The organism is Catenuloplanes sp. NPDC051500, assembly GCF_044454585.1.
Taxonomy (GTDB): Bacteria; Actinomycetota; Actinomycetes; order Mycobacteriales; family Micromonosporaceae; genus Catenuloplanes.
In genome coordinates this window covers 253,078-279,422 of the sequence record NZ_JBITDX010000006.1, presented here as the reverse complement: position 1 = coordinate 279,422, position 26,345 = coordinate 253,078, and the positions used below count along the sequence as shown (strand labels likewise).

Sequence of the window (26,345 nt, the reverse complement as noted above, 5' to 3'; positions counted from 1 at the left end):
GTCACTCATTTCTGCTATCCCAGCGTGACGGTCCGACACGCATTTTCGCGCTTGCCGGGGCTTTCGTCACGTTATGCGCCAGTGAGCTGGCCACCCTTGCGCGCCCGGGGCCCGTGGGGGGATTCGAGATCGGCCGGTTCTCGCGGCTACGGGGGTCTCAGGTACCCGGAACGGGATGCCGTACCCGAAGAATGTCGTTCGCGCACAGTAGGATTGGAAGCGATCGGGACGTCGTGGGCAAGTCTGTCGCGGAGACACACTCCGTAACGGGCTCCGCCGCAGCGTCCCGCCGATCGCGATCCGCGGGCTGCCTGCGGTGACCGGCGCGGCCCCGGCCGTGTCTGAGTCGCTGTCTGCCCGCCGAACCCGCAGCGTCCGCCCCCTTCCGGGAGCGCGACGAGGCGAGAAAGTGGCCAAGGGTGGCAGCGGAAGAAAAGCAGGAGTACAACTCCGATTCACTTACCGTGCTCGAGGGCCTCGAGGCGGTACGCAAGCGGCCCGGCATGTACATCGGTTCCACGGGCGAGCGCGGCCTGCACCACCTGGTGTGGGAGATCGTCGACAACGCGGTGGACGAGGCGCTGGCCGGTTACTGCGACACGATCGACGTGACCCTGCTGAACGACGGTGGCGTGCGCGTCTCGGACAACGGCCGCGGCATCCCCGTCGACCTCCACCCGAAGCTCAAGAAGCCGGGTGTCGAGGTCGCCTACACGGTCCTGCACGCCGGCGGAAAGTTCGACGGCAAGGCGTACGCGGTCTCCGGCGGTCTGCACGGCGTCGGCGCGGCAGTGGTCAACGCGCTCTCCACCAAGGTCGTCGTGGAGATCCACAAGGCCGGCACGGCGTGGCGTCAGGGCTTCAACAACGCCAAGCCGGTCCCGATCGAGAACCTCGGCGACACCGAGAGCCGGGGCACCACCGTCTCGTTCTGGCCGGACCCGACGATCTTCGAGATCGTCGAGTTCGACTTCCAGACGATCTACCGCCGACTGCAGGAGATGGCCTTCCTCAACAAGGGCCTGACCATCCACATCCTGGACGAGCGGCAGTCGGACGACGAGGGCAAGAAGCGCGAGGTGACCTTCTGCTACAAGGAGGGCATCGCCGACTTCGTCCGCCACCTGAACGCGACCAAGACGCCGATCCACAAGTCGGTGATCCAGTTCGAGGCCGAGGGTGACGGCATCGCGGTCGAGATCGCCATGCAGTGGAACGAGTCGTACGGCGAGTCGGTCTACACGTTCGCCAACACGATCAACACGCACGAGGGCGGCACCCACGAGGAGGGCTTCCGCTCCGCGCTGACCACGCTGATCAACAAGTACGGCTCCGAGAAGAAGATCCTCAAGGGCGACGAGAAGCTCTCCGGCGAGGACATCCGCGAGGGCCTGGCCGCGATCATCTCGGTCAAGCTGGCCAACCCGCAGTTCGAGGGTCAGACCAAGACCAAGCTGGGCAACACCGAGGCCAAGGGCTTCGTGCAGAAGGTCTGCAACGAGTGGCTGGTCGACTGGCTGGACCGGAACCCGGCCGAGGCCCGCATGATCATCACCAAGGCGTCGCAGGCCGCCCGCGCCCGCATCGCCGCCGCCCAGGCGCGCAAGCTGGCCCGCCGCAAGTCGCTGCTGGAGTCCGGCTCGATGCCGGGCAAGCTGGCCGACTGCCAGTCGACGGACCCGCGCGAGTCCGAGGTGTTCATCGTCGAGGGCGACTCGGCCGGCGGCTCCGCCAAGCAGGGCCGGGACCCGCGCGTGCAGGCGATCCTCCCGATCCGCGGCAAGATTCTGAACGTGGAGAAGGCGCGCATCGACCGCGTGCTCAAGAACAACGAGGTCCAGGCACTGATCACGGCGCTTGGCACCGGCATCCACGACGACTTCGACATCGAGAAGCTGCGGTACCACAAGGTCGTGCTGATGGCCGACGCGGACGTCGACGGCCAGCACATCCAGACGCTGCTGCTGACGCTGCTGTTCCGCTTCATGCGGCCGCTCGTCGAGCTTGGCCACGTCTACCTGGCCGCGCCGCCGCTTTACAAGATCAAGTGGAACCGCAAGGGCGACGACGCGCAGTACGCGTACTCCGACCGCGAGCGGGACGGCCTGATCGCGCTCCGCCAGGAGAAGAAGGCGAACGCGAAGCCTGACGACATCCAGCGGTTCAAGGGTCTCGGCGAGATGAACTACCCCGAGCTGTGGGAGACCACGATGAACCCCGCGACCCGCACGCTGCGCCAGGTCAGCCTCGACGATGCCGCAACCGCGGACAACCTTTTCAGCGTCTTGATGGGGGAGGACGTGGAAGCACGCCGCTCGTTCATCCAGAACAACGCCAAGGACGTGCGTTTCCTGGACATCTAGGTGGCCCGCGGGCGGTCAGCGACCGCCCGCAACCACGTAGTTATCCACAGCTTCCACGCTTTCCACAGCGGTTATCCACAGGGAAATGCCGCTTTTGATCGTAGTTAGGGTTAACTGTGACGGATACCCCCGAGTCCACGGGCAGCGAACAGCCGGAGGAGCCAGCGGCCCCGGCCGTGACTGATCCCGCAGCCGATGCCGCGACGGCAGCCGCGCTCGCCGCCGGCGGCCGGATCGAGCCGGTCGGCCTCGAAGTAGAGATGCAGCGGTCGTACCTCGATTACGCGATGAGCGTCATCGTCGGCCGTGCCCTCCCGGATGTGCGCGACGGTCTCAAGCCCGTGCACCGCAAGATCCTCTTCGCCATGTACGACTCGGGTTACCGCCCGGACCGTGGCTACGTGAAGTGCTCCCGCGTCGTCGGTGACGTGATGGGTCAGTTCCACCCGCACGGCGACTCGTCGATCTACGACGCGCTCGTCCGCATGGCGCAGAACTGGTCGCTGCGGTACCCGCTCGTCGACGGCAACGGCAACTTCGGCTCGCCGGGCAACGACCCCGCGGCCGCCATGCGGTACACCGAGTGCAAGCTCGACCCGCTGGCCATGGAGATGCTGCGGGACATCGACGAAGACACCGTCGACATGCAGGACAACTACGACGGCCGGGCCAAGGAGCCCACGATCCTGCCGTCGCGCATCCCCAACCTGCTCGTCAACGGCTCCGAGGGCATCGCGGTCGGCATGGCCACCAAGATCCCGCCGCACAACCTGCGCGAGATCGCGGCCGCGGTGCAGTGGTGCCTGGAGAACCCGGACGTCGACGAGGCCGAGACGCTCGAAGCGCTGCTCGGCATCGTCAAGGGCCCTGACTTCCCGACCAACGGCATGATCGTCGGCACCCAGGCGATCCAGGACGCGTACCGGACCGGCCGTGGCTCGATCCGCATGCGCGCGGTCGTCGAGGTCGAGGAGGACGCGAAGGGCCGCACCTCGCTCGTCGTCACCGAGCTGCCGTACCAGGTCAACCCGGACAACCTGGCCGAGCGGATGGCCGACCTGATCAAGGAGGGCAAGCTCGCCGGGATCGCGGACATCCGGGACGAGTCCTCCGGCCGTACCGGCATGCGCCTGGTGATCGTGCTCAAGCGCGACGCCATCGCGAAGGTCGTGCTGAACAACCTCTACAAGCACACCCAGCTGCAGGAGACGTTCGGCGCGAACATGCTGGCGCTTGTCGACGGCGTCCCCCGCACGCTCAACCTCGCGCAGTTCATCCGCTTCTACGTCGACCACCAGATGGAGGTCATCCGCCGGCGGACCGCCTACCGCCTGCGCAAGGCCGAGGAGCGCGCGCACATCCTGCGCGGTCTGGTGAAGGCGCTGGACATGCTCGACGAGGTGATCGCGCTCATCCGGCGCTCGCCGACCGTCGACGACTCCCGCCAGGGCCTCATCCAGCTGCTCGACGTGGACGAGATCCAGGCGAACGCGATCCTCGACATGCAGCTGCGGCGCCTCGCCGCGCTGGAGCGTCAGAAGATCATCGACGAGCTCGCCAAGATCGAGATCGAGATCGCGGACCTCAAGGACATCCTTGCCAAGCCGGAGCGGCAGCGGCAGATCATCTCCGACGAGCTGCGTGAGACCGTCACGAAGTGGGGCGACGAGCGTCGCACCCAGATCATCCCGTTCGACGGCGAGGTCTCGATGGAGGACCTCATCGCCCGCGAGGACGTGGTGGTGACGATCACACGCACCGGGTACGCGAAGCGCACCAAGGTCGATCTCTACCGCTCTCAGAAGCGCGGCGGCAAGGGTGTGAGTGGTGCCACACTTCGGCAGGACGACATCGTCTCGCACTTCTTCGTGACGTCCACCCACTCGTGGATGCTCTTCTTCACGAACAAGGGCCGGGTCTACCGGGCGAAGGCGTACGAGCTGCCGGAAGCCAGCCGGACCGCACGTGGCCAGCATGTGGCCAACCTGCTGGCGTTCCAGCCGGAAGAGCACATCGCCCAGGTGATCGTGATCCCCGGGTACGACATCGCGCCGTACCTGGTGCTCGCCACCCGGGCCGGCCTGGTCAAGAAGACCAGGCTTGAGGAGTTCGACTCGAACCGCAGCGGCGGGATCATCGCGATCAACCTGCGCGAGGACGACGAATTGGTCGGAGCCGCCCTGGCCGGGCCGGGTGACCATCTTCTCCTTGTCTCGAAGAAGGCTCAGGCGATCCGCTTCGAGGCGACAGACGATACGCTGCGCCCGATGGGACGTGCGACCTCCGGTGTCATCGGCATGCGCTTCAGCGAGGAAGACGAGCTGCTCGCGATGGAGGTCGTCCAGGAAGACATGGACGTTTTGGTGGCTACCAACGGTGGGTACGCGAAGCGGACTCCCATCGAGGAATATCCGGTGCAAGGACGTGGGGGCAAGGGCGTGCTGACCGCCAAGATCACCGAGCGGCGGGGTGGTCTGGTCGGCGCTGTTGTCATCAACCCGGACGATGAACTGTTCGCGATCACGAGCAACGGTGGCGTGATCCGGACTCCGGTGAAGCCTGTACGTCGTACGCGGGACCGGAACACAATGGGGGTCAAGCTCATGGATCTCCCAGAAGGCGTGACCATCGTGGCGATTGCTCGCAATGCCGACGAGCCTGACGAACAGGACTGATGAATGACGGAGACACAGGCGACGTCGGGAGCGGGGAGCTCGGCGACTCCGGCCGGCAAGGACTCCGCCGACGGCGACGCCAAGGCGAAGGGCCGTGCGGTGGTGGGCCGGGCGATGGTCGGATCCTCCACCGACGCACCGTCCCCGAAGTTCACACGCGCCCCGGGGATGAAGCCACCGCCGGACGATGCGTCGGCAGGGGCGGCGAAGCCGGCCACCCCGTCCACGGGAGCCGAGAAGGACGCCGTCAAGCCGGTGATCGTGCCCGCGGGCAAGCCGGCCTCGGCGAGCGTCAGCGCGCCCGCGTCCAAGGCCGGCGCGGCGACCGTGTCCGGTAGCAAGGGCGCGGCTACCGCACCCGGCAAGACCACGCCGCCGGCCAAGGCGGCCGGTAGTCCGTCCAGCCCGCCCGGCGAGCGGACCGAACGGATTCCGGCAGGTGTCGGCGCAGCCGCGGCCGCGGCAGCAGCGCGCGACAGCAACACCGGCGGCCTGAGTGGCCGACTTACCGGCGCCGTGCGGGGCGTCGGCGCGGCCCGCGTCACCGACACGATCCGGGCAGCACGCAACGCGGTCGGCTCGGCCGCCGCGCGCGGCCCGCGCCGGGCCAGGCTGAACGTCAAGCGGATCGACCCCTGGTCCGTGATGAAGTTCTCGTTCGCGGTGTCGCTCGTGCTCTTCATCGTGGTGATCGTCGCCACCTCGGTGCTCTACCTGGCGCTCGACGCGATGGGCGTCTTCCAGAGCGTCAACGAGAGCCTCAAGGAACTCGTCTCCGCCTCCGGTGGCGACGCCGGCGGCGGCTTCAAGATCACCGCTAAGGGCGTGATCGGCACCTCGGCCCTGATCGGCCTGGTCAACGTGGTGCTCTTCACCGCGCTGGCCACCCTCGGCGCCTTCATCTACAACGTCTGCGCCGACCTGGTCGGCGGCGTCGAGCTGACGCTCGCCGAACGAGACTGATCCATTCCGGTACGGCGGTCAGGAGAAATTGCGTGGCAACGCCCACGGCGCCCGCGCAATACTTCTCCTGACCGCCCACCCACCGCGGACCCCCGATTTGGGTCGTCCGAGCCCGGTGCGGTAATCTTTCCCGGTCGCACGGGGCTATAGCTCAGTCGGTTAGAGCGCAGAGCTGATAACTCTGAGGTCGCTGGTTCGATTCCAGCTAGCCCCACTTCCGATTCTCCCGGAGCACGACATCCCGGGTCGGCCGGCACTCAAACAGTGAGGGGACAACCCCAATGTTTAAGAAGCTCCTGATCGTCGCAGGTGTCGTCGGAGCCGCCGTCCTCGTCGCCCGCAAGATCAAGCAGTCGAGCGACGAACGCGCCCTCTGGCACGAGGCCACCACCGCTCCCGACCTTCGCTAACCACCGCACTTCCCTCGGGGCCCTAGCTCAATTGGCAGAGCACCGCCTTTGCAAGGCGGGGGTTAGGAGTTCGATTCTCCTGGGCTCCACCAACCGCTGGGCGAACTATGTCCGCGGAAAGCGCGGACCGTGGGCGGTTGGTCATTCCTCTCCGGGGGCCGAGCCCCCGGACGCCCCGCGTTCCGGTGGGCGCGTGAAACTGTTGGTGCCGGTTTGCGGTGGGGCCGTCGCTGCGCTCGGCGATGAACCTTTGCTGCGCTTGGCGACGAGCCTTTGCTGCGCTCGGCCAAGCATGGGCTGACCATGTTGGTGCTCGCCGTTCGTTACCACCCGCTGCGTGTGCCGGCTTCTGAAACTGGTGGTGGCCTTCGCGCGGTTCAGCCGGATTGTGCGGTTCATGTTCTGACGCGTTGATGTCGGCGCAAGCCCCACGCCCCAGTCGGGAGCAGCGGAAACCTTTGCGACCAGGTAGCCTAGGGCGAATATCCCATCTACACGATCGGATATGTCGAATTAGCCCCGGTTGGAGGGAGCACCATGGCCCTGCCCGACTTTCTGATCGCCGGCGTGCCCAAGGCCGGCACCACCGCTCTGCATGCCGCCCTCGTTCGCCATCCCGCTCTGCACCTGTCGGCAGTCAAAGAGCCCAAGTTCTTTCTTACCGACGGTCCGCCTCCCACCCATGGCGGGCCGGGGGACATCCAGACGTATCAAGAGCACATCTGGGAGCGTGAGCAGTACGAGGCCCTCTTCGCGAACGCGGCGCCGGGGGCGTTGAGGGGTGAAGCGACGCCCTTTTACCTCCATGACTTCGAAGCTCAACGCCGCATCAAGAAGCTGATCCCGGACGTGAAGCTCATCCTCATGCTGCGGGACCCCGTCGACCGGGCCCATTCGAACTGGCAGCACCTCTGGACGGCCGGGTTGGAGCCCGAGGCGGACTTCATCACCGCCATGCGCCGCGAACCGGAGCGCATCGCCGCGGGGTGGGCGGCCTTCTGGCATTACGCCGGCCTCGGGCAGTACGGGAGTCAGGTCCAGCACCTGTTCGAGCTGTTCGACCGCGATCAGGTCCTGATCCTGCGCTACCGCGATCTGCGGGAGACCCCGGCGTACACCCTCGATCGCGTCTGTGGGTTTCTGGGTGTGGAGACCGGCGTCATCGATGTCGTCCCCCAGGCGAACGTCAACTTCTCCGTGGCGGACACACAGCTCAACAGCATCCTCCGCTATCTTCTCCGCTCCGGCGCCCAGGTCGGGCATCGCTATCCTGTCTGGCTGCGGAAGGCGGCCCGCGGTCCGCTGCTGACGGCCCTGCACCGGGAGCGTGGCAAGCGGCCCCGGCCGACCCCGGAGCAACGGGCGGAGGTGCTGCCCGCGTTCGTCGACGAGATCCGCCTGCTGGAGCAGGTGACCGGAACGCCTTACGACGACTGGACGCGCGTGACCACCACGTCGGCCCGACCCGTATAACTAAATACCGAAATTTTCGTATAAGGAGGCAGTGTGACGACGTCGACGATGACGTTCCCGACGCCACGGTGGGACGAGGGCACGACCGTGATCGCCCCACCGGACGGGCGGACCGGGGCCTGGGCCGGGGCCCCGAGCGCGGTCCGCGATGGAGACACGATCTACCTCGCCTACCGGCTCCGGCGCCCGATCGGCGAAGGGCGCGGCTTCGTCAACGTGATCGCCCGCTCCACCGACGGCGTCAGCTTCACCCCCGTCGCCGAGCTGCACAAGGACGACTTCGGCGGTGAGTCGCTTGAGCGCCCGGCCCTGGTCCGCACGCCGGACGGGCGCTGGCGCGTCTACGTCAGCGTAGCCACGCCCGGCACCAAGCACTGGCGCGTCGACCTGGTCGAGGCTGACTCGCCGGAGGAGCTCGCCGTGGCGAAGGCGATCACCGTCCTCCCCGGCGACGACACGATCGCGGTCAAGGATCCGGTCGTCCTCTTCCACGACGGCGGCTGGCACCTCTGGGCCTCCTGCCACCCCCTGGAAACCGACGAGCACGCCGACCGCATGTCCACCTGGTACGCGACAAGCCCGGACGGCATCGCCTGGACCTGGCAGGGCACCGCGCTTGCGGGCAGGCCCGGCGAGTGGGACGCCCGCGGCGTGCGGGTGGCCGCGGTCCTCCCGGACGGTGACGAGCTGACCGTCGCCTACGACGGGCGGGCCACTGCGGAGGAGAACTGGGAGGAGCGGACCGGCATCGCACGCGGCACGTTCGCCCGGCTCGCCGCGGACGAGGGGGACCCGGTCGAGTCGCCGCACGCGCCGCACGGGCTCCGCTACCTGAGCGTCGTGGATCTCGCCGACGGCCGCCGCCGCATCTACTACGAGGGGACCAGGCCGGACGGCGCGCACGAGCTGCGTACCGAGGTGGTCTGACACGATGGCCGGGTGATGGGAAATCTGAAGACCGAGCCGGCGCTCGACCGGCCGGACCTGCTGGCCCCGCCGGTCGCCGCCGCGCTCGCACTCTTTCAACACCCGGGCGTGGAAGTCGCCGCGATCGACGCGAGCCTTGCGGACACGGCCGCGTTCTGCGAGGAATACGGCGTGCGTCTCGACGAGTCCGCGAACTGCGTGATCGTCTCCGGCAAGCGCGACGGCGTCGTGCGCTACGCGGCCTGCCTGCTGCTGGCCACCACGCGGGCGGACGTGAACGGCGTGGTGCGCAAGCACCTCAACGTGCGGAAGCTCAGCTTCGCGCCGATGGACGAGGCCGTCGCGCTGACCGGCATGGAATACGGCGGCATCACGCCGATCGGCCTCCCCGCGGACTGGCCGATCCTTGTCGACCCGCGCGTGCTCGCCCAGCCGTCCGTGGTGATCGGCTCCGGGGTCCGGCACGGCAAGATCCAGCTGCCAGGCGCGCTCGCCGCCGAGCTGCCGAACGCCGAAGTCGTCGAGGGTCTGGCTCGCGAGCTGCAATAACGCGGATGAGGCGGGCCCGCACGCGAGCCCGCCTCATCACGTTCGTCGATACTGTTTCACGGGAAACATTACAAACGCTCGCGAACCTGCCGCTTCAGCCGGGCGAGAATCGCGTTGCCGCCGCGCACCCGCAGCGGGCTGATCACCGCGGCCAGCCCCATCCGCACATACAGGTCGTCCGGCACGGCAAGCACCTCGTCCACTGTCGCGCCGGCCAGTCCCTCCGCCAGGATGCCGGCGAACGCGCGCGTGGTCGGCGCCTCCTGCGGCGCGTCGAAGTGGGTGGTCACCACGCGGTCCGGCCCCACCTCCGCGCGCAGGAAGAACGCGGTCTGGCACTCCGGCACCTGCTCCATGCCCTCGTGACTGCCGCCCGCCAACTCCGGCGGCAGCGGCGCCACCGCATCGGAGAACTCCAGCAGCATCTCCAGCACCACGTCCCGCGGCGCGGAGGCCAGCTCTTCCACGATCTCGGCCAGCTTCGGCGGCATGTCGGTCACGATCACCACGCTACTAGGAGGTGGGCGGCGGGCCCGCGCCACCGGCCAGCGAAGATCAAATTCAACGAGGACCGAGCAGATTTTCCCACTTCGCGGGTGGTCACGAAAAACCAATCGTCCGGTGGCCGCCCGGACCGGCAGTGCGGGAACGGTCTCAGTGACCGGTCAGGCGCGCGACCACGTCGGCGATCGTCAGCTCGGCACGCTCGTCCGATGCGCGCACCCGCAGCTCCACCACGCCTTCCGTCGCGCGGCGCCCGACGACCACCGCGTGCGGCGCCCCGATCAGCTCCGCGTCCGCGAACTTGACGCCCGTGGACACCTTCGCCGGCCGGTCGTCGAGCAGCACCCGCAGTCCGGCCGCGACGAGCGACTCCGCAAGCGCCTCCGCGATCGCCGGCTGCTCACCCTTGCCCGCCGGGATCACCTGCACGTCGAACGGCGCCACGGACGCCGGCCAGACCAGCCCGCGCTCGTCGCAGTGCTGCTCGGCGATGGCCGCGACCGCGCGGGAGACACCCACGCCGTACGACCCCATGGTGATCCGGGCCGGCTTGCCGTCCTGGCCGAGCGCGTCCAGGCCGAACACGTCCGTGAACCGGCGGCCGAGCTGGAAGATGTGCCCGATCTCGATGCCGCGCCGGATCGCCAGCGTGCCGTCCGCGCAGTTCGGGCAGGGGTCGCCGGCGCGGACCTCGACCGCCTCGATCGTGCCGTCCGGCGTGAAGTCGCGGCCGGAGACCACGTTCGTCGCGTGCCGGCCGGGCTCGTTCGCTCCGGTCAGCCAGGCGCTGCCGGGCGCGACGCGCGGGTCGACCAGGAAGCGGATGCCGAGCTTGGCCAGCACCTGCGGGCCGATGTAGCCGCGCACCAGGTCGGGCCGGGCGGCGAAGTCGTCGAACATGGCGACCGCGGCCGGGTGCACCTGGGCCTCGACGCGCTTCAGGTCCACGTCGCGGTCGCCGGGTACGCCGATGACAAGTAGCTCCGGCTCAGTAGCGCCCGGCGCGTTCAGCTGCACGACCACGTTCTTCAGGGTGTCCGCCGCGGTCCAGTCCGTACGGCCGGCAAGCCCGCGCGCGTTGGCGAGGTCCACGAGCGACTGGATGGTCGGCGTCTCCGGGGTGTCGTGTGCCTCGGCGGCCGGGTGCGCCACCGAGACGGGCTCCGCGGCCGGCGTGGTCACCGCCTCGGTGTTCGCCGCGTAGGTGCAGGCGGTGCAGCCGACGAACGTGTCCTCGCCGACCTCGGCCGCGGCCAGGAACTCCTCGGACCCGGAGCCGCCCATCGCGCCGGACTGCGCCGAGACGATCGTGAAGTCGAGACCGAGCCGTTCGAAGATCCGCTGGTACGCCACGCGGTGCTTCGCGTACGACTCCTCCAGGCCGGCGTCCGAGATGTCGAACGAGTACGCGTCCTTCATCAGGAACTCGCGCCCGCGCAGCAGCCCCGCCCGCGGCCGCGCCTCGTCCCGGAACTTCGTCTGGATCTGGTAGAGGATCACCGGGAAGTCGCGGTACGAGCTGAACAGGTCCTGCACCAGGAGCGTGAACATCTCCTCGTGCGTCGGTGCCAGCAGGTACTCCGCGCCACGCCGGTCCTTGAGCCGGAAGATGTCGTCGCCGTACGCGGTCCAGCGCCCGCTCTTCTCGTACGCCTCCCGCGGCAGCATCGCCGGGAAGTGCACCTCCTGCCCGCCGATCGCCCGCATCTCCTCGTGCACGATCGCGGCGACCCGGTCGAGCACCAGCTTGCCCAGCGGCAGCCAGGTGTAGCCACCCGGCGCGGCACGGCGGACGTAGCCGGCGCGTACCAGCAGCTTGTGGCTCGGAACCTCGGCCTCGGCGGGGTCCTCGCGGAGCGTGCGCAGGAACAGGGTCGACATGCGAAGCAGCATGCGGAAAGGGTACGGCTCACCCCGGTGGCGCCCGCGACCGATATACCGGGCAACCATCGCGGGGAAAACCAGCGTCTCGGGAGGCATGACCCCCTCAGTTGCCGTCAGGAGGACGCCGGTGGCCGAACCGCCGTCGCACGGCTTCAACGAGTTCGTCCGGAGCCGCACACCTGCCCTGCTGCGCGCGGCGTACCTGCTCACCGGCGATCAGCACCTGGCCGAGGATCTCGTGCAGTCCGCGCTGGCCCGTACGCACCGCGCCTGGCGGCGACTCGACCAGGTCGGCAACGCCGAGGCGTACACCCGGAAGATCATGTATCACCTGCAGGTCTCCTGGTGGCGGCGCCGCCGGGTGGCCGAGGTGCTGCCCGGCGACCTGCCGGAGCGTCCACACCATGACGACTCCGCACTGCGGATGACCTTGCGCGCCGCATTGCTCACCCTGCCGCCCAGGCAGCGCGCGGTGATCGTGCTGCGGTTCTTCGAGGATCACACCGAGGCCGAGACCGCGCACCTGCTCGGCGTCACTGTCGGCACCGTGAAGAGCCAGACCTCGAAGGCGCTGGCCAAGCTCCGCACGCTGACCGATCTCCACGAGGGGAGCCCGGCATGAACCTGGACAGTCTTCGCGCAGGCCTGCACGACCTGGCCGGGGCGGCCCAGCCGGTCGACCTGCACGACCGTGCGGTGCGCACCTCACACCGGATCGCCCGGACCCGGCTCGCGCTTGTCGCGGCCGCCACCGTCGCGGTCGTCGCGGTCACCTCCGCCGGATTCGCGCTGGGCCACGACGACCGCGCGCTTCCGGACATCGCCACTACGCCCTCGCCGTCCACGGGAGCGCTGCCCCCCGGAACCAGATCGGCGGTGTACGTCGATGGCCTCGACGGACTCGACGGGCAGGGCAGCATCACGGTGTGGACCGACGACGCCGTGCGTTTCCACGACGTGCGCACCAACGGGATCGGCCGGTACAGCGGCGACGAGGTGCAGGAGAGCCTCACCGTCTCACCTGACGGAACCCGCCTGTCCTGGACCACCCAGTCCGGGATCCACCTGGCCCGGGTCGGTGACGACGACATGTTCGTCCTCCCCCGCGAGGACGCCGACGCCTCGGTGGACGGCTCCTGCCTGGAGCCGGAGTGGTCGTCCGACTCGACCAGGTTGTTCGGGCGGATGTGGACCAGGGAAACGCAGCGCATCGGCTGGTTCTCGATCGACGAAGGATCCTTCACCGCCGTGCCGGACGAGCAGTGGGGCTGTGACGTCCGGATCAACGGCGATTGGGCGGCATTCACGGACATGCCGCAGGTCGGCCGGTTCGACCAGGTGGTCCGCAACCTGCGCACCGGCGAGACGCGGGTCATCCCCGATCCGAGCGGCAACGAGACCGACTTCGAGATCGTCAGCATCTCGGCGGACGGTCGCCGGATCACCGCTCGTCTGATCGACAACGAGCAGGCGCGGGTGGTCTCGCCGCCCCGCACCCTCGCCGCCGATCTCGTGATCGAGGTGAGCTCCGGAATGACCCTGCCGCTGGATACCGGCGGCCGGGCGGTCCGCCAGCTCTTCTTCCTGGCGGACGGAAACCTGGTGGCCCGAGTGGGCGACGAGGCTCGATCGAGTCTGCTGATCATCGCGCCGGACGGCCGGGTGGTCAGCCAGGCCGAGGAGCCGGTTGAGGTGCGGGAGGCGACGTTGTTGCGCCTCGTCCTGCCCTGAGCGGCCCGAACACAACAACACACAAATCAGCCGCCGGTACGTACCGGCGGCTGGCCTGGGTTGTCTTGAAGCTCACTCCGGGGCAGGGCTACCAAGCGGTAACCGAGCACGGCAAAATACCTGGCAGATGCAACTACCTTCGGGGGTACGGGTATGCGCTGGCACAATTTCGTGGCGGTCGGGGACAGCTTCTCCGAGGGGATGGACGACCCCTATCCGGACGGCACGTTCCGTGGCTGGGCGGATCTGGTCGCCACCCGGCTCGCGGCCGAGGCGGGACCGGACTTCCGCTACGCGAACCTGGCGATCCGTGGCCGGCTGCTGCCGTCGGTCACGAGCGATCAGCTGCCGGTCGCGCTCGCGATGCGGCCGGACCTGGTCAGCTTCGCGGCAGGCGGCAACGACATCCTGCGCCCGAAGTGCGAGCCGGTCGCGGTCTGTGACAGCTTCCACGACTCGATCACCCGGATCCGGGCGACCGGCGCGGACGCGATCGTCTTCCGTTTCGCCGATGTGACGCTGCGGCTGCCCGGTCAGCGCCTGGTCGGGCCGCGGGTCGCCTACATGAACGAGCGGGTCGGCGAGACCGCGGAGCAGACCGGCGCGTACCTGATCGATCTCTACCAGGACGACGAGTTCCGCAACCCGCTGCTCTGGAGCATCGACCGGCTGCACCTGTCCGACGTCGGCCACCGCCGGACCGCCGCCCACGTGCTGCATGCGCTCGGCGTTGCAGCGGACGAGGACTGGATGCTTGTGCCGCCGCACCCGGCGCCGGCGCCGTGGCTGCTCGCCCGCAGCGCGGACCTGCGCTGGGCCGGCCGCTACCTGGCGCCGTGGGTCCGCCGGCGGCTGACCGGCCGTTCCTCGGGCGATCTGATCTCCGCCAAACGCCCGTCCCTGGCGCCGATCATCCGGGAGGACGCGTAATTTAGGTGCATGCCCGCACCCACTGATCCCGCGCAGTACCTGCGGGAATATGCCCACCCCGAGCGCCTGGTGACCACGGACTGGCTGGCCGAGCACCTCAACGACCCCGGTCTGGTCGTGGTCGAGTCCGACGAGGACGTGTTGCTCTACGACACCGGGCACATCCCCGGCGCGGTGAAGGTCGACTGGCACACCGAGCTGAACGACGAGGTGACCAGGGACTACCTGTCCGCGGAGGCGTTCGCGGAGCTGTGTGCGGCGAAGGGCATCGGGCGCGGCGACACGATCGTGTTCTACGGCGACAACTTCAACTGGTGGGCGGCGTACGCGCTGTGGGTCTTCACGCTCTTCGGTCACGCCGACGTGCGCCTGCTGGACGGCGGCCGGCAGAAGTGGGCGGCGGAGGGCCGTGAGCTCACCCGCGACCGCGCCGAGCGCCCCCGCGCCGACTATCCGGTCCCGGTCCGCGACGACGCGCCGATCCGCGCGTTCCGCGAGCAGGTCGAGGCGCATTCGGTCGCCGGCCTGCCGATGGTCGACGTGCGCTCCCCGCAGGAGTACACCGGCGAGCTGACGCACATGCCGGCCTATCCGCAGGAGGGCGCGCTGCGCGGCGGGCACGTGCCGGGCGCGGTGAACAAGCCGTGGAAGCAGGCGGCCCGGGACGACGGGTCGTTCAAGTCGGCCGCGGAGCTGAGCGCGATCTACCGCGACGAGCTGGGTCTGAGCGACTCCGACGACGTGATCGCCTACTGCAGGATCGGCGAGCGGTCCAGCCACACCTGGTTCGTGCTGCGCCACCTGCTCGGCTTCTCCACCGTGCGCAACTACGACGGTTCCTGGACGGAGTGGGGCAACCTGGTCCGCGTGCCGATCGTGAAGGGCCCGGATCCTCGTTGAGCGTCTGGCGCGAGTGGGGCGGCGTCGTCCTCGTCGCGTTCGCGTTGATCCCGGTGGCGGCGATTGTCGCCACCGGGCTCGCGGCGCTCCGCATGCGACACGGCGTGCCCCGGACTACCGCCTGGCGGAACAGCGCGGCCGAGATCGGCATCCTGATCACCACCGTGCCCTGGGTGTGGATGATCCTTACCCCGCGGGACGCGCCCGGCCAGGTGTTCCTCATCCCGTTCACGGACCTGCCGAATCAGGCCGCGGAGGGTCTCGGCTTCCTGGCGTACCAGGTGGGCGGCAATCTTCTGGTCTTTGCCGGGTTGGGTGCGCTCGCCCCGATCCGCTGGCCCGCGCTGCGCAGCGCCGGCCGTGTGCTGCTGCTCGGCGCGGTCTGCTCCGCGACGGTGGAGATTCTGCAGTACGCGCTGGACCTGGGCAGGGTCGCCTCGATCGACGACGTGCTTGTGAACGCGACCGGCGCGGGTCTGGCCGCGCTCGCCTCCCGCCGGTGGTGGGTCGCGGGTGATCTCTCTCGCCTAAGTGATCGTTCAGTTTCTGCTTGACATCGGGATAGGGTGGTCGGGTGACGGTGGATCAGCAGACCCCGAGCGTCCCGGGACAGGGCGCTGCTACCCAGGGCAAGCGGCGTTCGCGCAAGGACGAGATCCTCGGCATCGCCGTCCGGCTCTTCGCCTCACGCGGCTACCACGGCGTCTCGATGGACGATATCGGCTCGGCCGCCGGGGTCACCGGCCCCGCGCTCTACCACCACTTCGCCGGCAAGGAGGCGATGCTTGTCGCGGCGCTGATACCGGTGAGCGAGAGCCTGCTGGCAGGTGGTCGTGACCGCGTCTCCGAGCACGGCCACGAGCCCCGTGTCGCACTCGAGTCCCTGATCGACTTCCACGTCGAGTTCGCGCTTGCCAACCCGGCCGTGATCGCGCTGCACCTGCACGAGCTGGACCGCCTGCCGGAGGAGCCGCGCAGGCAGATCCGCCGCCTGCAGCGCCTCTACGTCGAAGAGTGGGTGCAGGTGCTGTCCGTGCTGCGCCCTCAGCTGAGCGCCGGAGAGGCCCGGGTGATGGCGCACGCCGCGTTCGGCCTGATGAACTCCACGCCGTTCCTCGGCGGGGAGGTGGAGCGCGAACGCCGGGCCGTGCTGCTGCGCGCCGCCACGCTCGCCGCGCTGCTGCACGCCAAGTAGATCTCCAGGAGGGCGCTCCGCATGATCGAGTCGTTGCTTGTCGCGAACCGGGGTGAGATCGCCCGGCGGATCATCCGCACCGCCCGCCGTCTGGGGGTCCGCACCATCGCGGTCCACTCGGATGTCGACGCGGACCTGCCGTTCGCGCGCGAGGCGGACGAGGCGGTCTGCGTCGGGCCGGCCGATCCGGCACTCAGCTACCGCAACGCCGAGGCGATCCTGGCCGCGGCGAAGTCGACAGGCGCGCAGGCGGTGCACCCGGGCTACGGCTTCCTCTCGGAGAACGCGGACTTCGCCCGTACCGTCGCGGCTCAGGGTTTGATCTGGGTCGGTCCCGGCGCCGACGCGATCACCGCGATGGGCGACAAGATCCAGGCGCGCAATCTGATGGAGGCCGCCGGCGTGCCGGTCGCGCCCGGCACCCGCGAGCCGGTCGCCGACATCGAGTCCGCGCTGGCAGCGGCCGAGGTGGTGGGCTACCCGGTGATGGTGAAGGCGGCCGCGGGCGGTGGCGGCATGGGCATGGCGGTCGCGGCGGACGCCTCGGCGCTGCGCGCGGAGTTCGACAAGGTACGCGCGTTCGCGGACCGCATGTTCGGCGACGGTGCGGTGCTGCTGGAGCGCTACTTCCCGCGGGTACGCCACGTCGAGGTGCAGATCCTCGGCCTGGCCGACGGCCGGGTGGTCGCGCTTGGCGAGCGCGAGTGCTCCGTGCAGCGCCGCAACCAGAAGATCGCGGAGGAGGCGCCGTCCCCGGCCGTGGGCCCGGAGCTGCGCGCTCGGCTGCTGGCCGCCGCGGTCCGGGCCGGCGAGGCGGTCGGCTATCGCAACGCCGGCACCGTGGAGTGCCTGCTCGACCCGGCCACCGGCGACTTCTTCTTCCTGGAGATGAACACGCGGCTCCAGGTCGAGCACCCGATCACGGAGCTGGTCTGGGGCGTGGACCTGGTCGAGGAGCAGCTCCGGGTCGCCTCCGGCCTGCCACCGGCGTTCTCGGCGCTGCACCCACGCGGTCACGCGATCGAGCTGCGCGTCAACGCGGAGGACCCGAAACGCTTCCTGCCCGGACCTGGCCCGGTCACGGCGTGGCAGGAGCCGTCCGGTGCGGGCGTCCGGGTCGACTCCGGCTACGCCGAGGGCACCACGGTCCCGCGCTTCTACGACTCGCTGATGGCCAAGCTGATCGTCTACGGCGAGGACCGGGAGCAGGCGCTTGCCCGCGCGCGGGACGCGGTCGCCGCGTTCCTGATCACCGGCCCCAAGTCGAACCTGCCGTTCTTCGCCGAGCTGCTTGAGAACGACGAGTTCCGCTCCGGCGACTACGACACCGGGATCGTGGGCCGGATGCGGGGGATCCGATGATCTCCATCCGTGAGGTCGGCCCCCGCGACGGCCTGCAGAACGAGGACCCGGTGCCGACCGAGGCGAAGGTCCAGCTGCTTGACGCGCTCTCCGGCACCGGCGTGCGCCGGATCGAGGCGGTGTCCTTCGTGCACCCCAAGGCCATCCCGCAGATGGCGGACGCTGATGAGGTGTGGCGGCGGGCCCGCCGGGCCGAGGGCGTCCGCTACTCCGCGCTGGTGCCGAACCTGCGCGGTGCGGACCGCGCGCTGGCCGCCGGGTTCACCGAGATCGAGGTGGTGGTCTCGGCGAGCGACACGCACAACCGGCGCAACCTCAACCGGTCCACTGAGGACTCGCTCGCGGACGTCACCGGCCTGATCGCGGCCGTGCACGCGGCCGGCGGTACGGTCGAGGTGATCGTGGCGACCAGCTTCGGCTGCCCGTACGAGGGTGACATCGCCCCGGCCCGGGTGGCAGGCATCGTGGAGCGGGTGCTCGGCGACGGCGCGGACCGGATCGCGTTCGGCGACACCACCGGGATGGGTACGCCGCGCCGGGTCCGGGAGCTGCTGGCCGCGGTCGACACGGTCCGCGGCGACGCGCCGGTGCTGCTTCACTTCCACAACACCCGCGGGACCGGCCTGGCGAACATCCTGACCGCGCTTGACCTGGGCGTGCGGGAGTTCGACGCGAGCGTGGGCGGGCTTGGCGGCTGTCCGTACGCCCCCGGCGCCTCCGGAAACGTGGCCACCGAGGAGGTGGTCCACATGCTTCACGACATGGGCCTGGACACCGGCATCGACCTGGAGAGACTTCTGCTTGCGGCCGCGCTGGCCGAGGAGATCACCGGCCGGGAACTGCCGTCGGGCGTGCTGCGGGCCGGTCCGCGCTATCGCACTGTTGCGCAGTAAATCCGATTCGTCGCGTATCCCGCTCTTATCCGCTTCGTTACCTAATTCGGTGAGAGCGTTTCGTCCAATTTGTGAGGGATGAGACGCCCGCCGAATGACGTGCCGAACGGACGAGGGGCGAATCGATGGCGGGACAACGGGCTGGGCGCGCACCATGCGCGGCACTGCCCGCGTCGGCCGCGTCGCCCCTCGGCGGGTCCGTGCTCTCTCTCGTCAACGGCCTCGGCACCGAGGTGACCGAGGAGAGCGCACCCTCGCCGGCCGGTGAGCTTCTGACGCTTGCGGTAGACGCCGCGCTGCCACTGGACCACCTCCACGGCACCGGCGTCACGGTCCGGAACGACACGGCGATGCCGGCGCACCAGCCGGTGGAGACCGATCGTCCGGCGCCCGCACGCATCTGTGAATGGGAGTCGGCCGCCGCGCCCCGCCTCACCGGCGGATCGACCGGCTCCATGGACACCGCCGCCCGCCCGGGTGTTGCCGCCGCGATTACCACGCTCACCCGGGCGCCGGTGTCGGCGGCTGTGACCGGTATATCGGCTCGGCCCGGAACCGGAGCGGGCCGCGCGCCCGGCATCCGCCGCCGAGGCCTCGATCGTTTCACCTGACCAGACCAGTGATGGTTCCGCCGGTGCATTGCCGCGCGGCTCTCCCCACCGTTGTCCACCAGGGCGTACGTCCACCGGCGGAGTCAGGGAAACGGGAATCGGTAAGGCGTTCACACGCCCGGCCGGATTCGGATTCGGCACCACAACCTAATAGTGAAATTCCGTAAGAGACATTCCCTTTGATCTCATTTCGAAAGGTTATTGCTTTCCCATGAAGACTTGGGTTCGCAAGACTCTGAGCGTCGGTGTGCTGACCGCGGGCGCACTGCTGCTCGCGCCGACCGCCGCACAGGCGGCCGACATCCAGCAGGCGTCCTCGAACGACGGGGACACCGACGGCATCCTCAACAACGCGCAGATCGCGGCGCCGATCGACATCCCGGTCAACCTGTGCAGCATCGCGGCCGGCGTGCTTGGCGACGGCTACGCCGCGTCCGAGTGCTCGAACGACCTTCCGGAGCATTCGATCACCCAGGGTGGCGGCTCCGGCGACGTCGACGGCATCGGCAACAACCTGCAGGCCGCCGTGCCGATCGCCGTTCCGGTCAACGTCATCGGGGTTGCCGCGGGCATCCTGGGTGACGCGTCCGCCGAGGGCGTGGGCAAGAACGGTGGCCACGCCACCGAGTCGGCCCAGGTCACCGAGCACGGCAACGCCCACAGCAAGAACTGGGGCAGCGCCGACGTCGACGGCATCGGCAACAACCTCCAGGTCTTCGCGCCGATCCACGTCCCGGTCAACGCCGGTGGCATCGCGATCGGTGACGCCAAGTCGGCCGCGAAGCTGAGCAACGGCGGCTGGGCCAAGGGCCACGGCGCCGGCGAGGGCACCGCGATCACCCAGGGCGTCGGCGGTGGCGACACAGACGGCGTCCTGAACAACGCGCAGGTCGCGGTTCCGGTCAACGTGCCGATCAACCTGTGCGGCGTCGCTGTCGGCCTCCTCGGCGACAGCGAGGCGGCTGCGGACTGCGACAACGCGTCCGGCGGCGGCTGGGGCGAGCACGGGATCACCCAGGGCGTCGGCGGTGGCGACACCGACGGCATCCTGAACAACCTCCAGGTTGCGGTCCCGGTCGACGTGCCGATCAACATCTGCGGCGTTGCCGCGGGCGTGCTTGGCGACGGCGAGGCCGCTGCGCAGTGCTCCAACGGCACCCAGGGCGACGACACCGGTGTCTCCCCGGACAGCCCGGACTCGCACTACCCGGACGACGAGGAGCCGACCGACGAGTCGCCGGTGGACGAGGAGCCGACCGACGAGTCGCCCGCCGACGAGGAGCCGGTGGACGAGGAGCCGGTCGACGACAACTCCGGCGACCCGTCCGGCGACTACGACGGCGTGAGCCCGGACGCGTACGGCGACGGCGCCGACGCGGGTCGTCACTCCTCGCGCGAGTCGCTGGCCCTTCCGGTCCTCGGCGGCAAGTCCGGTGGCTCGAACGCCAGCGGTCTGCCGACCGGCGACCTGCTGAGCAGCCTCAACCTGTCCAGCCTGCTGGGCTGAACAACGCTGTAGCACTGACGGGAGCCCTCGCGCACGGCGCGAGGGCTCCTTTCGTTTCCGTGCATTCGGTGGCGCCGCAGTTCCCGTCGCGATACCCTAACGATCGTTAAGCAGCGATGGGGAGGTCCGGTGGCGCTCGACGAGGCCGAACTGGCGGAAATGCGCAAGCGCGTCGAGGCGGGCGGCGCCGAGAAGTACCACGCCGCGAACGCCTCGAAGGGCAAGCTCTTCGCCCGCGAACGGGTGGCGTACCTGGTCGACGAGGGCTCGTTCATCGAGGACGGGCGGTATGCGAATGCGCTGGCCGAGGGCCTGCCGGCGGACGGCGTGGTCACCGGGACCGCCACCGTCGCCGGTCGCCCGGTCTGCCTGATGGCGAACGACTCCACGGTCAAGGCCGGTTCCTGGGGCGCCCGCACGGTCGAGAAGATCATCAGGATCATCGAGCGCGCGTACGACCGCGGCCAGCCGATGATCTACCTGGTCGACTCCGCCGGCGCCCGGATCACCGACCAGGTCGACCTGTTCCCCGGCCGGCGCGGCGCCGGGAAGATCTTCCACACTCAGGTCCGAGCATCCGGCGCGATTCCGCAGGTCTGCGCGCTGTTCGGCCCGTCCGCGGCCGGCGGCGCCTACATCCCCGCGTTCTGTGACGTGGTGGCCATGGTCGAGGGCAACGCCAGCATGTACCTCGGCTCGGACCGGATGGTCCGGATGGTCACCGGCGAGCAGACCACGCTTGAGGAGATGGGCGGCGCGCGCGTCCACTGTGCGGAGTCGGGCGTCGGTCACTTCCTGTGCAAGTCCGAGGCTGAGGCGCTGGACGTGGTCCGCCGCTACCTGTCATACCTCCCGGACAACTGGACGTCCGTGCCGCCTGTGCGTGAGGCCGCGGACGCGCCCGCCATCGACCTCGGCGGGCTGATCCCGGCCAGCGAGCGGCAGGCGTTCGACATGCGGCGGTTCGTGAAGGGACTGCTCGACCGCGACTCGTTCCTGGAGATCCAGGCGCTCTGGGCGCGCGAGCTGACCATCGGGTTCGGGCGGCTGGACGGCCGTACCGTCGGCGTGCTCGGCAACAACTCGATGTTCAAGGGCGGCGTGCTCTTCGTGGACTCGGCGGACAAGGCGGCCCGCTTCGTCCAGCTCTGCGACGCGTTCAACGTGCCGCTGCTCTTCCTCGCTGACGTGCCGGGCTTCATGGTCGGCACCGCAGTGGAGAAGCAGGGCATCATCCGGCACGGCGCCAAGATGATCAGCGCGGTCTCCGAGGCCACGGTGCCGAAGATCTGCGTGGTGGTCCGCAAGGCGTACGGAGCCGGCCTCTACGCGATGGCCGGCCCGGGCTTCGACCCGGACGCCACGATCGCGCTGCCCACCGCCAAGATCGCGGTGATGGGCGCGGAGGCCGCCGTGAACGCGGTCTACGCCAACAAGATCGCCGCGATCGAGGACGAGGCCGAGCGGGACGCGTTCGTCGCCGCCCGCCGCGCCGAGTACGAGCGCGACATCGACATCGCCCGCCTCGCCGGTGAGTTGGTGGTGGACACCATCGTGCCGCCGGGCGAGCTGCGCGCGGAGCTGATCGCGCGCTATCGGGCCGCCGAGGGCAAGGACCGCTCGTTCTCCCGTCGCCGGCACGGCGTGACACCAGTCTGAGGGGATGGCCATGCTCACCGAGGAACACGAAGCGCTGCGGTCAAGTGTGCGGGAGTTCGCACGCGAGGTGGTCGCACCGGTGATCGGCGAGTTCTACGAGAAGCACGCGTTCCCGTACGACATCGTCCGCCGGATGGGTGCGATGGGCCTGTTCGGCCTGCCGTTCCCGGAGGAGGCGGGCGGCATGGGCGGCGACTACCTGGCGCTCTGCCTGACGCTTGAGGAGCTGGCCCGCGTCGACTCGAGCGTGGCCATCACGCTTGAGGCCGCGATCTCGCTCGGCGCCATGCCGATCTACCGCTTCGGCACCGAGGAGCAGAAGTCGCGCTGGCTGCCGGACCTGGTCAGCGGCGAGTCGCTGGCCGCGTTCGGGCTGACCGAGCCAGGCGCCGGGTCGGACGCGGGCGGCACCACCACCCGCGCGGTCCTGGACGGCGACGAGTGGGTGATCAACGGCACGAAGTGCTTCATCACCAACTCCGGAACGGACATCACCTCGCTTGTCACGGTCACGGCGGTGACCGGCACGAACCCGGACGGCTCCAAGGAGATCTCCTCGATCATCGTGCCGAGCGGAACACCCGGCTTCACGGTGCTGCCCGGTTACTCCAAGGTCGGCTGGTGTGCGTCGGACACGCATGAGCTGGCCTTCGACGACGTGCGCGTCCCCGCGGCGAACCTGCTCGGCCCGCGCGGCCGCGGCTTCGCCCAGTTCCTGCGCATCCTCGACGAGGGGCGGATCGCGATCGCGGCGCTCGCCACCGGTCTGGCCCAGGGCTGCGTGGACGAGTCGATCGCGTACGCCCGGCAGCGCCACGCGTTCGGCCACGCGATCGGCGACTTCCAGGCGATCCAGTTCAAGATCTCCGACATGGAGGTACGCGCGCACACCTCCCGCCTCGCCTACTACGACGCGGCCGCCAAGCTGCTGTCCGGCGCGGACTTCAAGCGCGCCGCAGCGATCGCGAAGCTGCACGCCAGCGAGTGCGCGGTGGAGAACGCGCGGCAGGCCACCCAGATCCACGGTGGATACGGCTTCATGAACGAGACTCCGGTGGCCCGGTTCTGGCGCGATGCCAAAATCCTGGAGATCGGCGAGGGTACGTCCGAGATCCAGCGGATGATCATCGCTCGGGACCTTGGCATCTGACTGTCGGTTATCGGCGGTGTGCGGGTCGGTCCCGCGACGATCGTCTTCCCGACTGTGATACGCGCCCGTACCCTTCCGCCATGACCGTGGATCATGGCTCTGAGCAGGGCAGTACCGGCTTCGCCGGGCTGCTCCGCGCACGCCGTGCCGCCGCGGGCCTGACCCAGGCCGACCTCGCTACGGCAGCGGGCGTCGGCGTGCGCACGGTCCGTGACCTGGAGCGCGGCCGTGCGTCCCGGCCGCAGCGCACCACTGTCGAGCTGCTCGCCACCGCGCTGTCCCTGTCCGGCCAGGACCGGGCCGACTTCCTCGCGTCCGCCCGCGGCCAGTCCGCCGCACCCGCACCGGAGCGGCCGCCGCCACGCAACGGGCTACCGCCCGCGCACGACCTGATCGGCCGGGACACCGAGGTCATCGACGTCGCAGAGCTGCTCGCGACGTCCGGGCCGCCCGGTGTGGTGACGCTTGTCGGCCTGGCCGGCGTCGGCAAGACCAGCCTCGGCCTCGCGGTCGCGGAGCGCGTCGCCGCGGACCATCCGGGCGGCACCGCCGGCATCGTGGTCACCGAGCTGTCCAGCAGCAGCGACGTCCTCGCGCACATCGCCGCCGTGCTGGGCGTCGCCCGCGCCGCCGACCTGCGCGCCCGGCTGCGCGGCGAGCGGGTGTTCGTGATGGTCGACGGCGTCGAGCGGGCGCCGGACGCGGTCGCGGAGGCGCTGAGCTGGCTGTGCGACTCCGCGCCGGACCTGCGCGTCCTGGCCACCGGCCGTCATCCGATCGGACTTCCCGGCGAGCACGTCTGGCCGGTGGCACCGCTGGAGGCGCCGCCCGCGGACACGCCCGCCCGGCTGTCCGACATCGCGGCCTACCCCGCCGCCGCGCTCTTCCTGGCCCGGCTCCGCCAGGTGCGCCGCGATCCGGTCACCGACACGGAGGCCGCGGCGCTCGGCGCGCTGCTCCGGAGGCTCGGCGGTCTGCCGCTGGCGCTTGAGCTGGCCGCCGCGCGTGGCCGGCTGCTCGACATCGACGAGATCCTGCAGCGGTACGGCGACCGCGTGCTTGACCTCTCCGGCCGCCGGGCCGCCGTCGACGTGACGCTTCGTGACGCGGCCGCCGCGAGTTACCGGTTACTTGAGCAGGACGAGCGGGCCGGTCTGCGCCGCCTCGCCGCATTCCGTAACCGCTGGTCCGTGCGCCTTGCCGCCGCGATCCTGTCCGAGGACGACTCCGGACCGGCGGATCCGCTGCCGCTGCTGGACCGGCTGCTTGAACTGGGCCTGCTCGGCGTGCGCGGCGCCGGGCCGTTCCGGTTCCGCCTGGTCGACGTGGTCCGGGACCTCGCGGAGGAGCGGGCGGTCGTGCACGGTGAGGCGGCCGCGATCCGTACCCGGCACGCGGCCGTCTTCGCCCGGCTGGCCGAGCGCACCGCGCCGCAGCTGGCCGGGCACGATCTGACCGGCGGCGTGAACCGGCTGGACGAGGTGGCCGGCGACCTGTGGGCGGCGCTGTCCCACGCGGCGAACGACGACCCGCACACCGCGTTGCGCCTGGCCGCCGCGCTGCCCCGCTGGTGGCGCTTCCGCGGCCGGGACGTGGTCGGCCGGCACTGGCTGCGCCGCCTGCTCGCCGACCCGCGCACCCAGGACGCGGACCCGCGGACCCGGGCGTGGGCGCAGATCGGGCTGGGCCGGCTGGCGCTTGAGCACGGTGCGGGCGCGGAGGAGGTGCCGGCCGTGACCGGCGCGCTTACCGAGTTCCAGCGCCTGGCGGACGCGGCCGGCGAGTTGGCGGCCCGCAACCTGCTCTGCGCGCTCTGGATGACCAACGGCGGGTTCGACGAGGCGCGCCGGCACGGCGAGGTCGCGCTCACGCTCGCCACCCGGCTGGGCCGCGCCCGGGACATGACTGTCGCGCAGAACAACCTGACCTGGCACGAGATCCGGGTCGGTGATCTACGCGCGGCCCGGCGCCGGCTGGCCAAGGTGGACCGGCTCTCCGCGCAGCAGGGCGACGACCGGCTGCGCGCGCTCGCGATGGCCAACCTGGCCGAGGTCAGCCGGCTCGACGGCCGGTACGCCGAGGCGCAGTCCCTCGGCCGCCGCGCGGTGGAGGTGCTGGAGCGGCTGGGCGATCCCGGTCATCGGCGGCGCGTGCTCGGCACCATCGGAATCGCGGCCGCACAGGACGGCGACACGGAGACGGCCGCCGGAGTGCTTGCCGACCTGCGCGGGCCGCTGAGCGTGCCGGACGACCCGGACGAGCGCCGGCCGGCGGTGATCGGCGGTCAGATCGCGATGATCGAGGCGTACCTGGCGCTCGGGCGCGGTGAACGGGAGCTGGCCGCGGAGTGGTTCTCCGAGGCGGCGGACTCGCACGCGGGCGGTCACGACCTGCGCGACGTGGCGGAGGCGCTGGTCGGCGTGGCAGCGAGTACGGAGGACGCGATGCAGCGGGCACCCGTGCTGACCAGGCTGGCCGAGGTGTGCAAACTGGGCGGCATCACGCTGCTCCCGGCCGAGCGGGAGCGGGCCGGCGCCGGCGTTGAATAGAACCGGCGCCGACCGCTTGTGAGCGATCGGCGCCGGTGTGGCGCGCATCCCCGCATGCGCGCGACGCGACGGAAACCTCGCAGAGGCCCCCCGACCTCCGTGCGTATCAA

22 protein-coding genes and 2 tRNA genes are annotated in these 26,345 nt (G+C 70.0%); 22 read left to right on the top strand and 2 right to left on the bottom strand.

The features are described from left to right. The first annotated feature begins 419 nt into the window (after positions 1-419). The 9 genes from gyrB (at position 420) to ACIA8K_RS15105 (ending at position 9,360) form a co-directional block, all read left to right on the top strand. Positions 420-2,363, top strand: coding sequence for a DNA topoisomerase (ATP-hydrolyzing) subunit B (gene gyrB, locus ACIA8K_RS15145; RefSeq protein WP_396058979.1), 1,944 nt, complete (start codon positions 420-422; stop codon positions 2,361-2,363). Positions 2,364-2,479: 116 nt separating this feature from the next. Continuing rightward, entirely contained in the window at positions 2,480-5,038 is a 2,559-nt protein-coding gene (gene gyrA, locus ACIA8K_RS15140; protein WP_396058977.1) for a DNA gyrase subunit A, read from the top strand. A 3-nt stretch (positions 5,039-5,041) separates the two neighbouring features. Next, positions 5,042-6,001 (top strand): DUF3566 domain-containing protein, encoded by a 960-nt coding sequence (locus tag ACIA8K_RS15135; RefSeq protein WP_396058975.1) that lies wholly within the window; start codon positions 5,042-5,044, stop codon positions 5,999-6,001. Positions 6,002-6,141: 140 nt separating this feature from the next. Then, positions 6,142-6,215: transfer RNA gene (locus ACIA8K_RS15130), tRNA-Ile, on the top strand. 67 nt (positions 6,216-6,282) lie between these two features. Further along, positions 6,283-6,411: a DLW-39 family protein gene (locus ACIA8K_RS15125; protein WP_232323795.1), complete on the top strand. Its 129-nt coding sequence runs from the start codon at positions 6,283-6,285 to the stop codon at positions 6,409-6,411. A gap of 16 nt (positions 6,412-6,427) precedes the next feature. Further along, positions 6,428-6,503: transfer RNA gene (locus tag ACIA8K_RS15120), tRNA-Ala, on the top strand. A gap of 445 nt (positions 6,504-6,948) precedes the next feature. Continuing rightward, a complete protein-coding gene (locus tag ACIA8K_RS15115; RefSeq protein ID WP_396058973.1) occupies positions 6,949-7,884 on the top strand; it encodes a sulfotransferase domain-containing protein in 936 nt (311 codons plus the stop codon). Positions 7,885-7,917: 33 nt separating this feature from the next. Beyond that, positions 7,918-8,811, top strand: coding sequence for a hypothetical protein (locus tag ACIA8K_RS15110; protein ID WP_396058971.1), 894 nt, complete (start codon positions 7,918-7,920; stop codon positions 8,809-8,811). Positions 8,812-8,826: 15 nt separating this feature from the next. After that, a complete protein-coding gene (locus tag ACIA8K_RS15105) occupies positions 8,827-9,360 on the top strand; it encodes a YbaK/EbsC family protein (RefSeq protein WP_396059258.1) in 534 nt (177 codons plus the stop codon). A 68-nt stretch (positions 9,361-9,428) separates the two neighbouring features. On the opposite strand, the gene ACIA8K_RS15100 is transcribed toward ACIA8K_RS15105, so the two are convergent. Both ACIA8K_RS15100 and ACIA8K_RS15095 read right to left on the bottom strand, forming a co-directional pair. Continuing rightward, positions 9,429-9,860, bottom strand: a complete 432-nt coding sequence (locus tag ACIA8K_RS15100; protein ID WP_396058969.1) for a SufE family protein — start codon at positions 9,858-9,860, stop codon at positions 9,429-9,431. A gap of 154 nt (positions 9,861-10,014) precedes the next feature. Next, on the bottom strand, positions 10,015-11,757 hold the full coding sequence (locus ACIA8K_RS15095) for a proline--tRNA ligase (protein ID WP_396058966.1): 1,743 nt from the start codon (positions 11,755-11,757) through the stop codon (positions 10,015-10,017). 118 nt (positions 11,758-11,875) lie between these two features. Here ACIA8K_RS15095 and ACIA8K_RS15090 point away from each other — a divergent pair, with 118 nt between their 5' ends. The 13 genes from ACIA8K_RS15090 to ACIA8K_RS15030 all read left to right on the top strand — a co-directional run bounded on the left by ACIA8K_RS15090 (position 11,876) and on the right by ACIA8K_RS15030 (position 26,235). Continuing rightward, entirely contained in the window at positions 11,876-12,370 is a 495-nt protein-coding gene (locus ACIA8K_RS15090; RefSeq protein ID WP_396058964.1) for a SigE family RNA polymerase sigma factor, read from the top strand. Further along, positions 12,367-13,479, top strand: coding sequence for a hypothetical protein (locus tag ACIA8K_RS15085; protein WP_396058962.1), 1,113 nt, complete (start codon positions 12,367-12,369; stop codon positions 13,477-13,479). Before ACIA8K_RS15090 ends, ACIA8K_RS15085 begins: the two co-directional genes overlap by 4 nt. 153 nt (positions 13,480-13,632) lie before the next feature. Further along, positions 13,633-14,409 (top strand): SGNH/GDSL hydrolase family protein, encoded by a 777-nt coding sequence (locus ACIA8K_RS15080; RefSeq protein WP_396058960.1) that lies wholly within the window; start codon positions 13,633-13,635, stop codon positions 14,407-14,409. A 9-nt stretch (positions 14,410-14,418) separates the two neighbouring features. Further along, on the top strand, positions 14,419-15,309 hold the full coding sequence (locus tag ACIA8K_RS15075; RefSeq protein ID WP_396058958.1) for a sulfurtransferase: 891 nt from the start codon (positions 14,419-14,421) through the stop codon (positions 15,307-15,309). After that, entirely contained in the window at positions 15,306-15,863 is a 558-nt protein-coding gene (locus tag ACIA8K_RS15070) for a VanZ family protein (protein ID WP_396058956.1), read from the top strand. Before ACIA8K_RS15075 ends, ACIA8K_RS15070 begins: the two co-directional genes overlap by 4 nt. A gap of 26 nt (positions 15,864-15,889) precedes the next feature. Further along, positions 15,890-16,504 carry a TetR/AcrR family transcriptional regulator gene (locus tag ACIA8K_RS15065; protein WP_396059256.1) on the top strand — a complete coding sequence of 205 codons (615 nt, stop codon included), beginning with the start codon at positions 15,890-15,892 and terminating at the stop codon, positions 16,502-16,504. Positions 16,505-16,525: 21 nt separating this feature from the next. Continuing rightward, complete coding sequence (locus ACIA8K_RS15060; RefSeq protein ID WP_396058954.1) at positions 16,526-17,866, top strand: acetyl/propionyl/methylcrotonyl-CoA carboxylase subunit alpha; 1,341 nt, start codon at positions 16,526-16,528, stop codon at positions 17,864-17,866. Then, positions 17,863-18,759 (top strand): hydroxymethylglutaryl-CoA lyase, encoded by an 897-nt coding sequence (locus ACIA8K_RS15055; protein ID WP_396058952.1) that lies wholly within the window; start codon positions 17,863-17,865, stop codon positions 18,757-18,759. The genes ACIA8K_RS15060 and ACIA8K_RS15055 overlap by 4 nt, the downstream gene beginning before the upstream one ends. Before the next feature lie 200 nt (positions 18,760-18,959). Then, positions 18,960-19,370, top strand: coding sequence for a hypothetical protein (locus ACIA8K_RS15050; protein WP_396058950.1), 411 nt, complete (start codon positions 18,960-18,962; stop codon positions 19,368-19,370). A gap of 211 nt (positions 19,371-19,581) precedes the next feature. Continuing rightward, on the top strand, positions 19,582-20,877 hold the full coding sequence (locus ACIA8K_RS15045; RefSeq protein ID WP_396058948.1) for a hypothetical protein: 1,296 nt from the start codon (positions 19,582-19,584) through the stop codon (positions 20,875-20,877). Between the two features lie 159 nt (positions 20,878-21,036). Beyond that, positions 21,037-22,536 (top strand): acyl-CoA carboxylase subunit beta, encoded by a 1,500-nt coding sequence (locus ACIA8K_RS15040; RefSeq protein ID WP_396059254.1) that lies wholly within the window; start codon positions 21,037-21,039, stop codon positions 22,534-22,536. 4 nt (positions 22,537-22,540) lie between these two features. Beyond that, positions 22,541-23,686, top strand: coding sequence for an acyl-CoA dehydrogenase family protein (locus ACIA8K_RS15035; protein WP_396058946.1), 1,146 nt, complete (start codon positions 22,541-22,543; stop codon positions 23,684-23,686). 80 nt (positions 23,687-23,766) lie between these two features. Then, positions 23,767-26,235 (top strand): ATP-binding protein, encoded by a 2,469-nt coding sequence (locus ACIA8K_RS15030; RefSeq protein ID WP_396058944.1) that lies wholly within the window; start codon positions 23,767-23,769, stop codon positions 26,233-26,235. Positions 26,236-26,345: the final 110 nt, after the last annotated feature.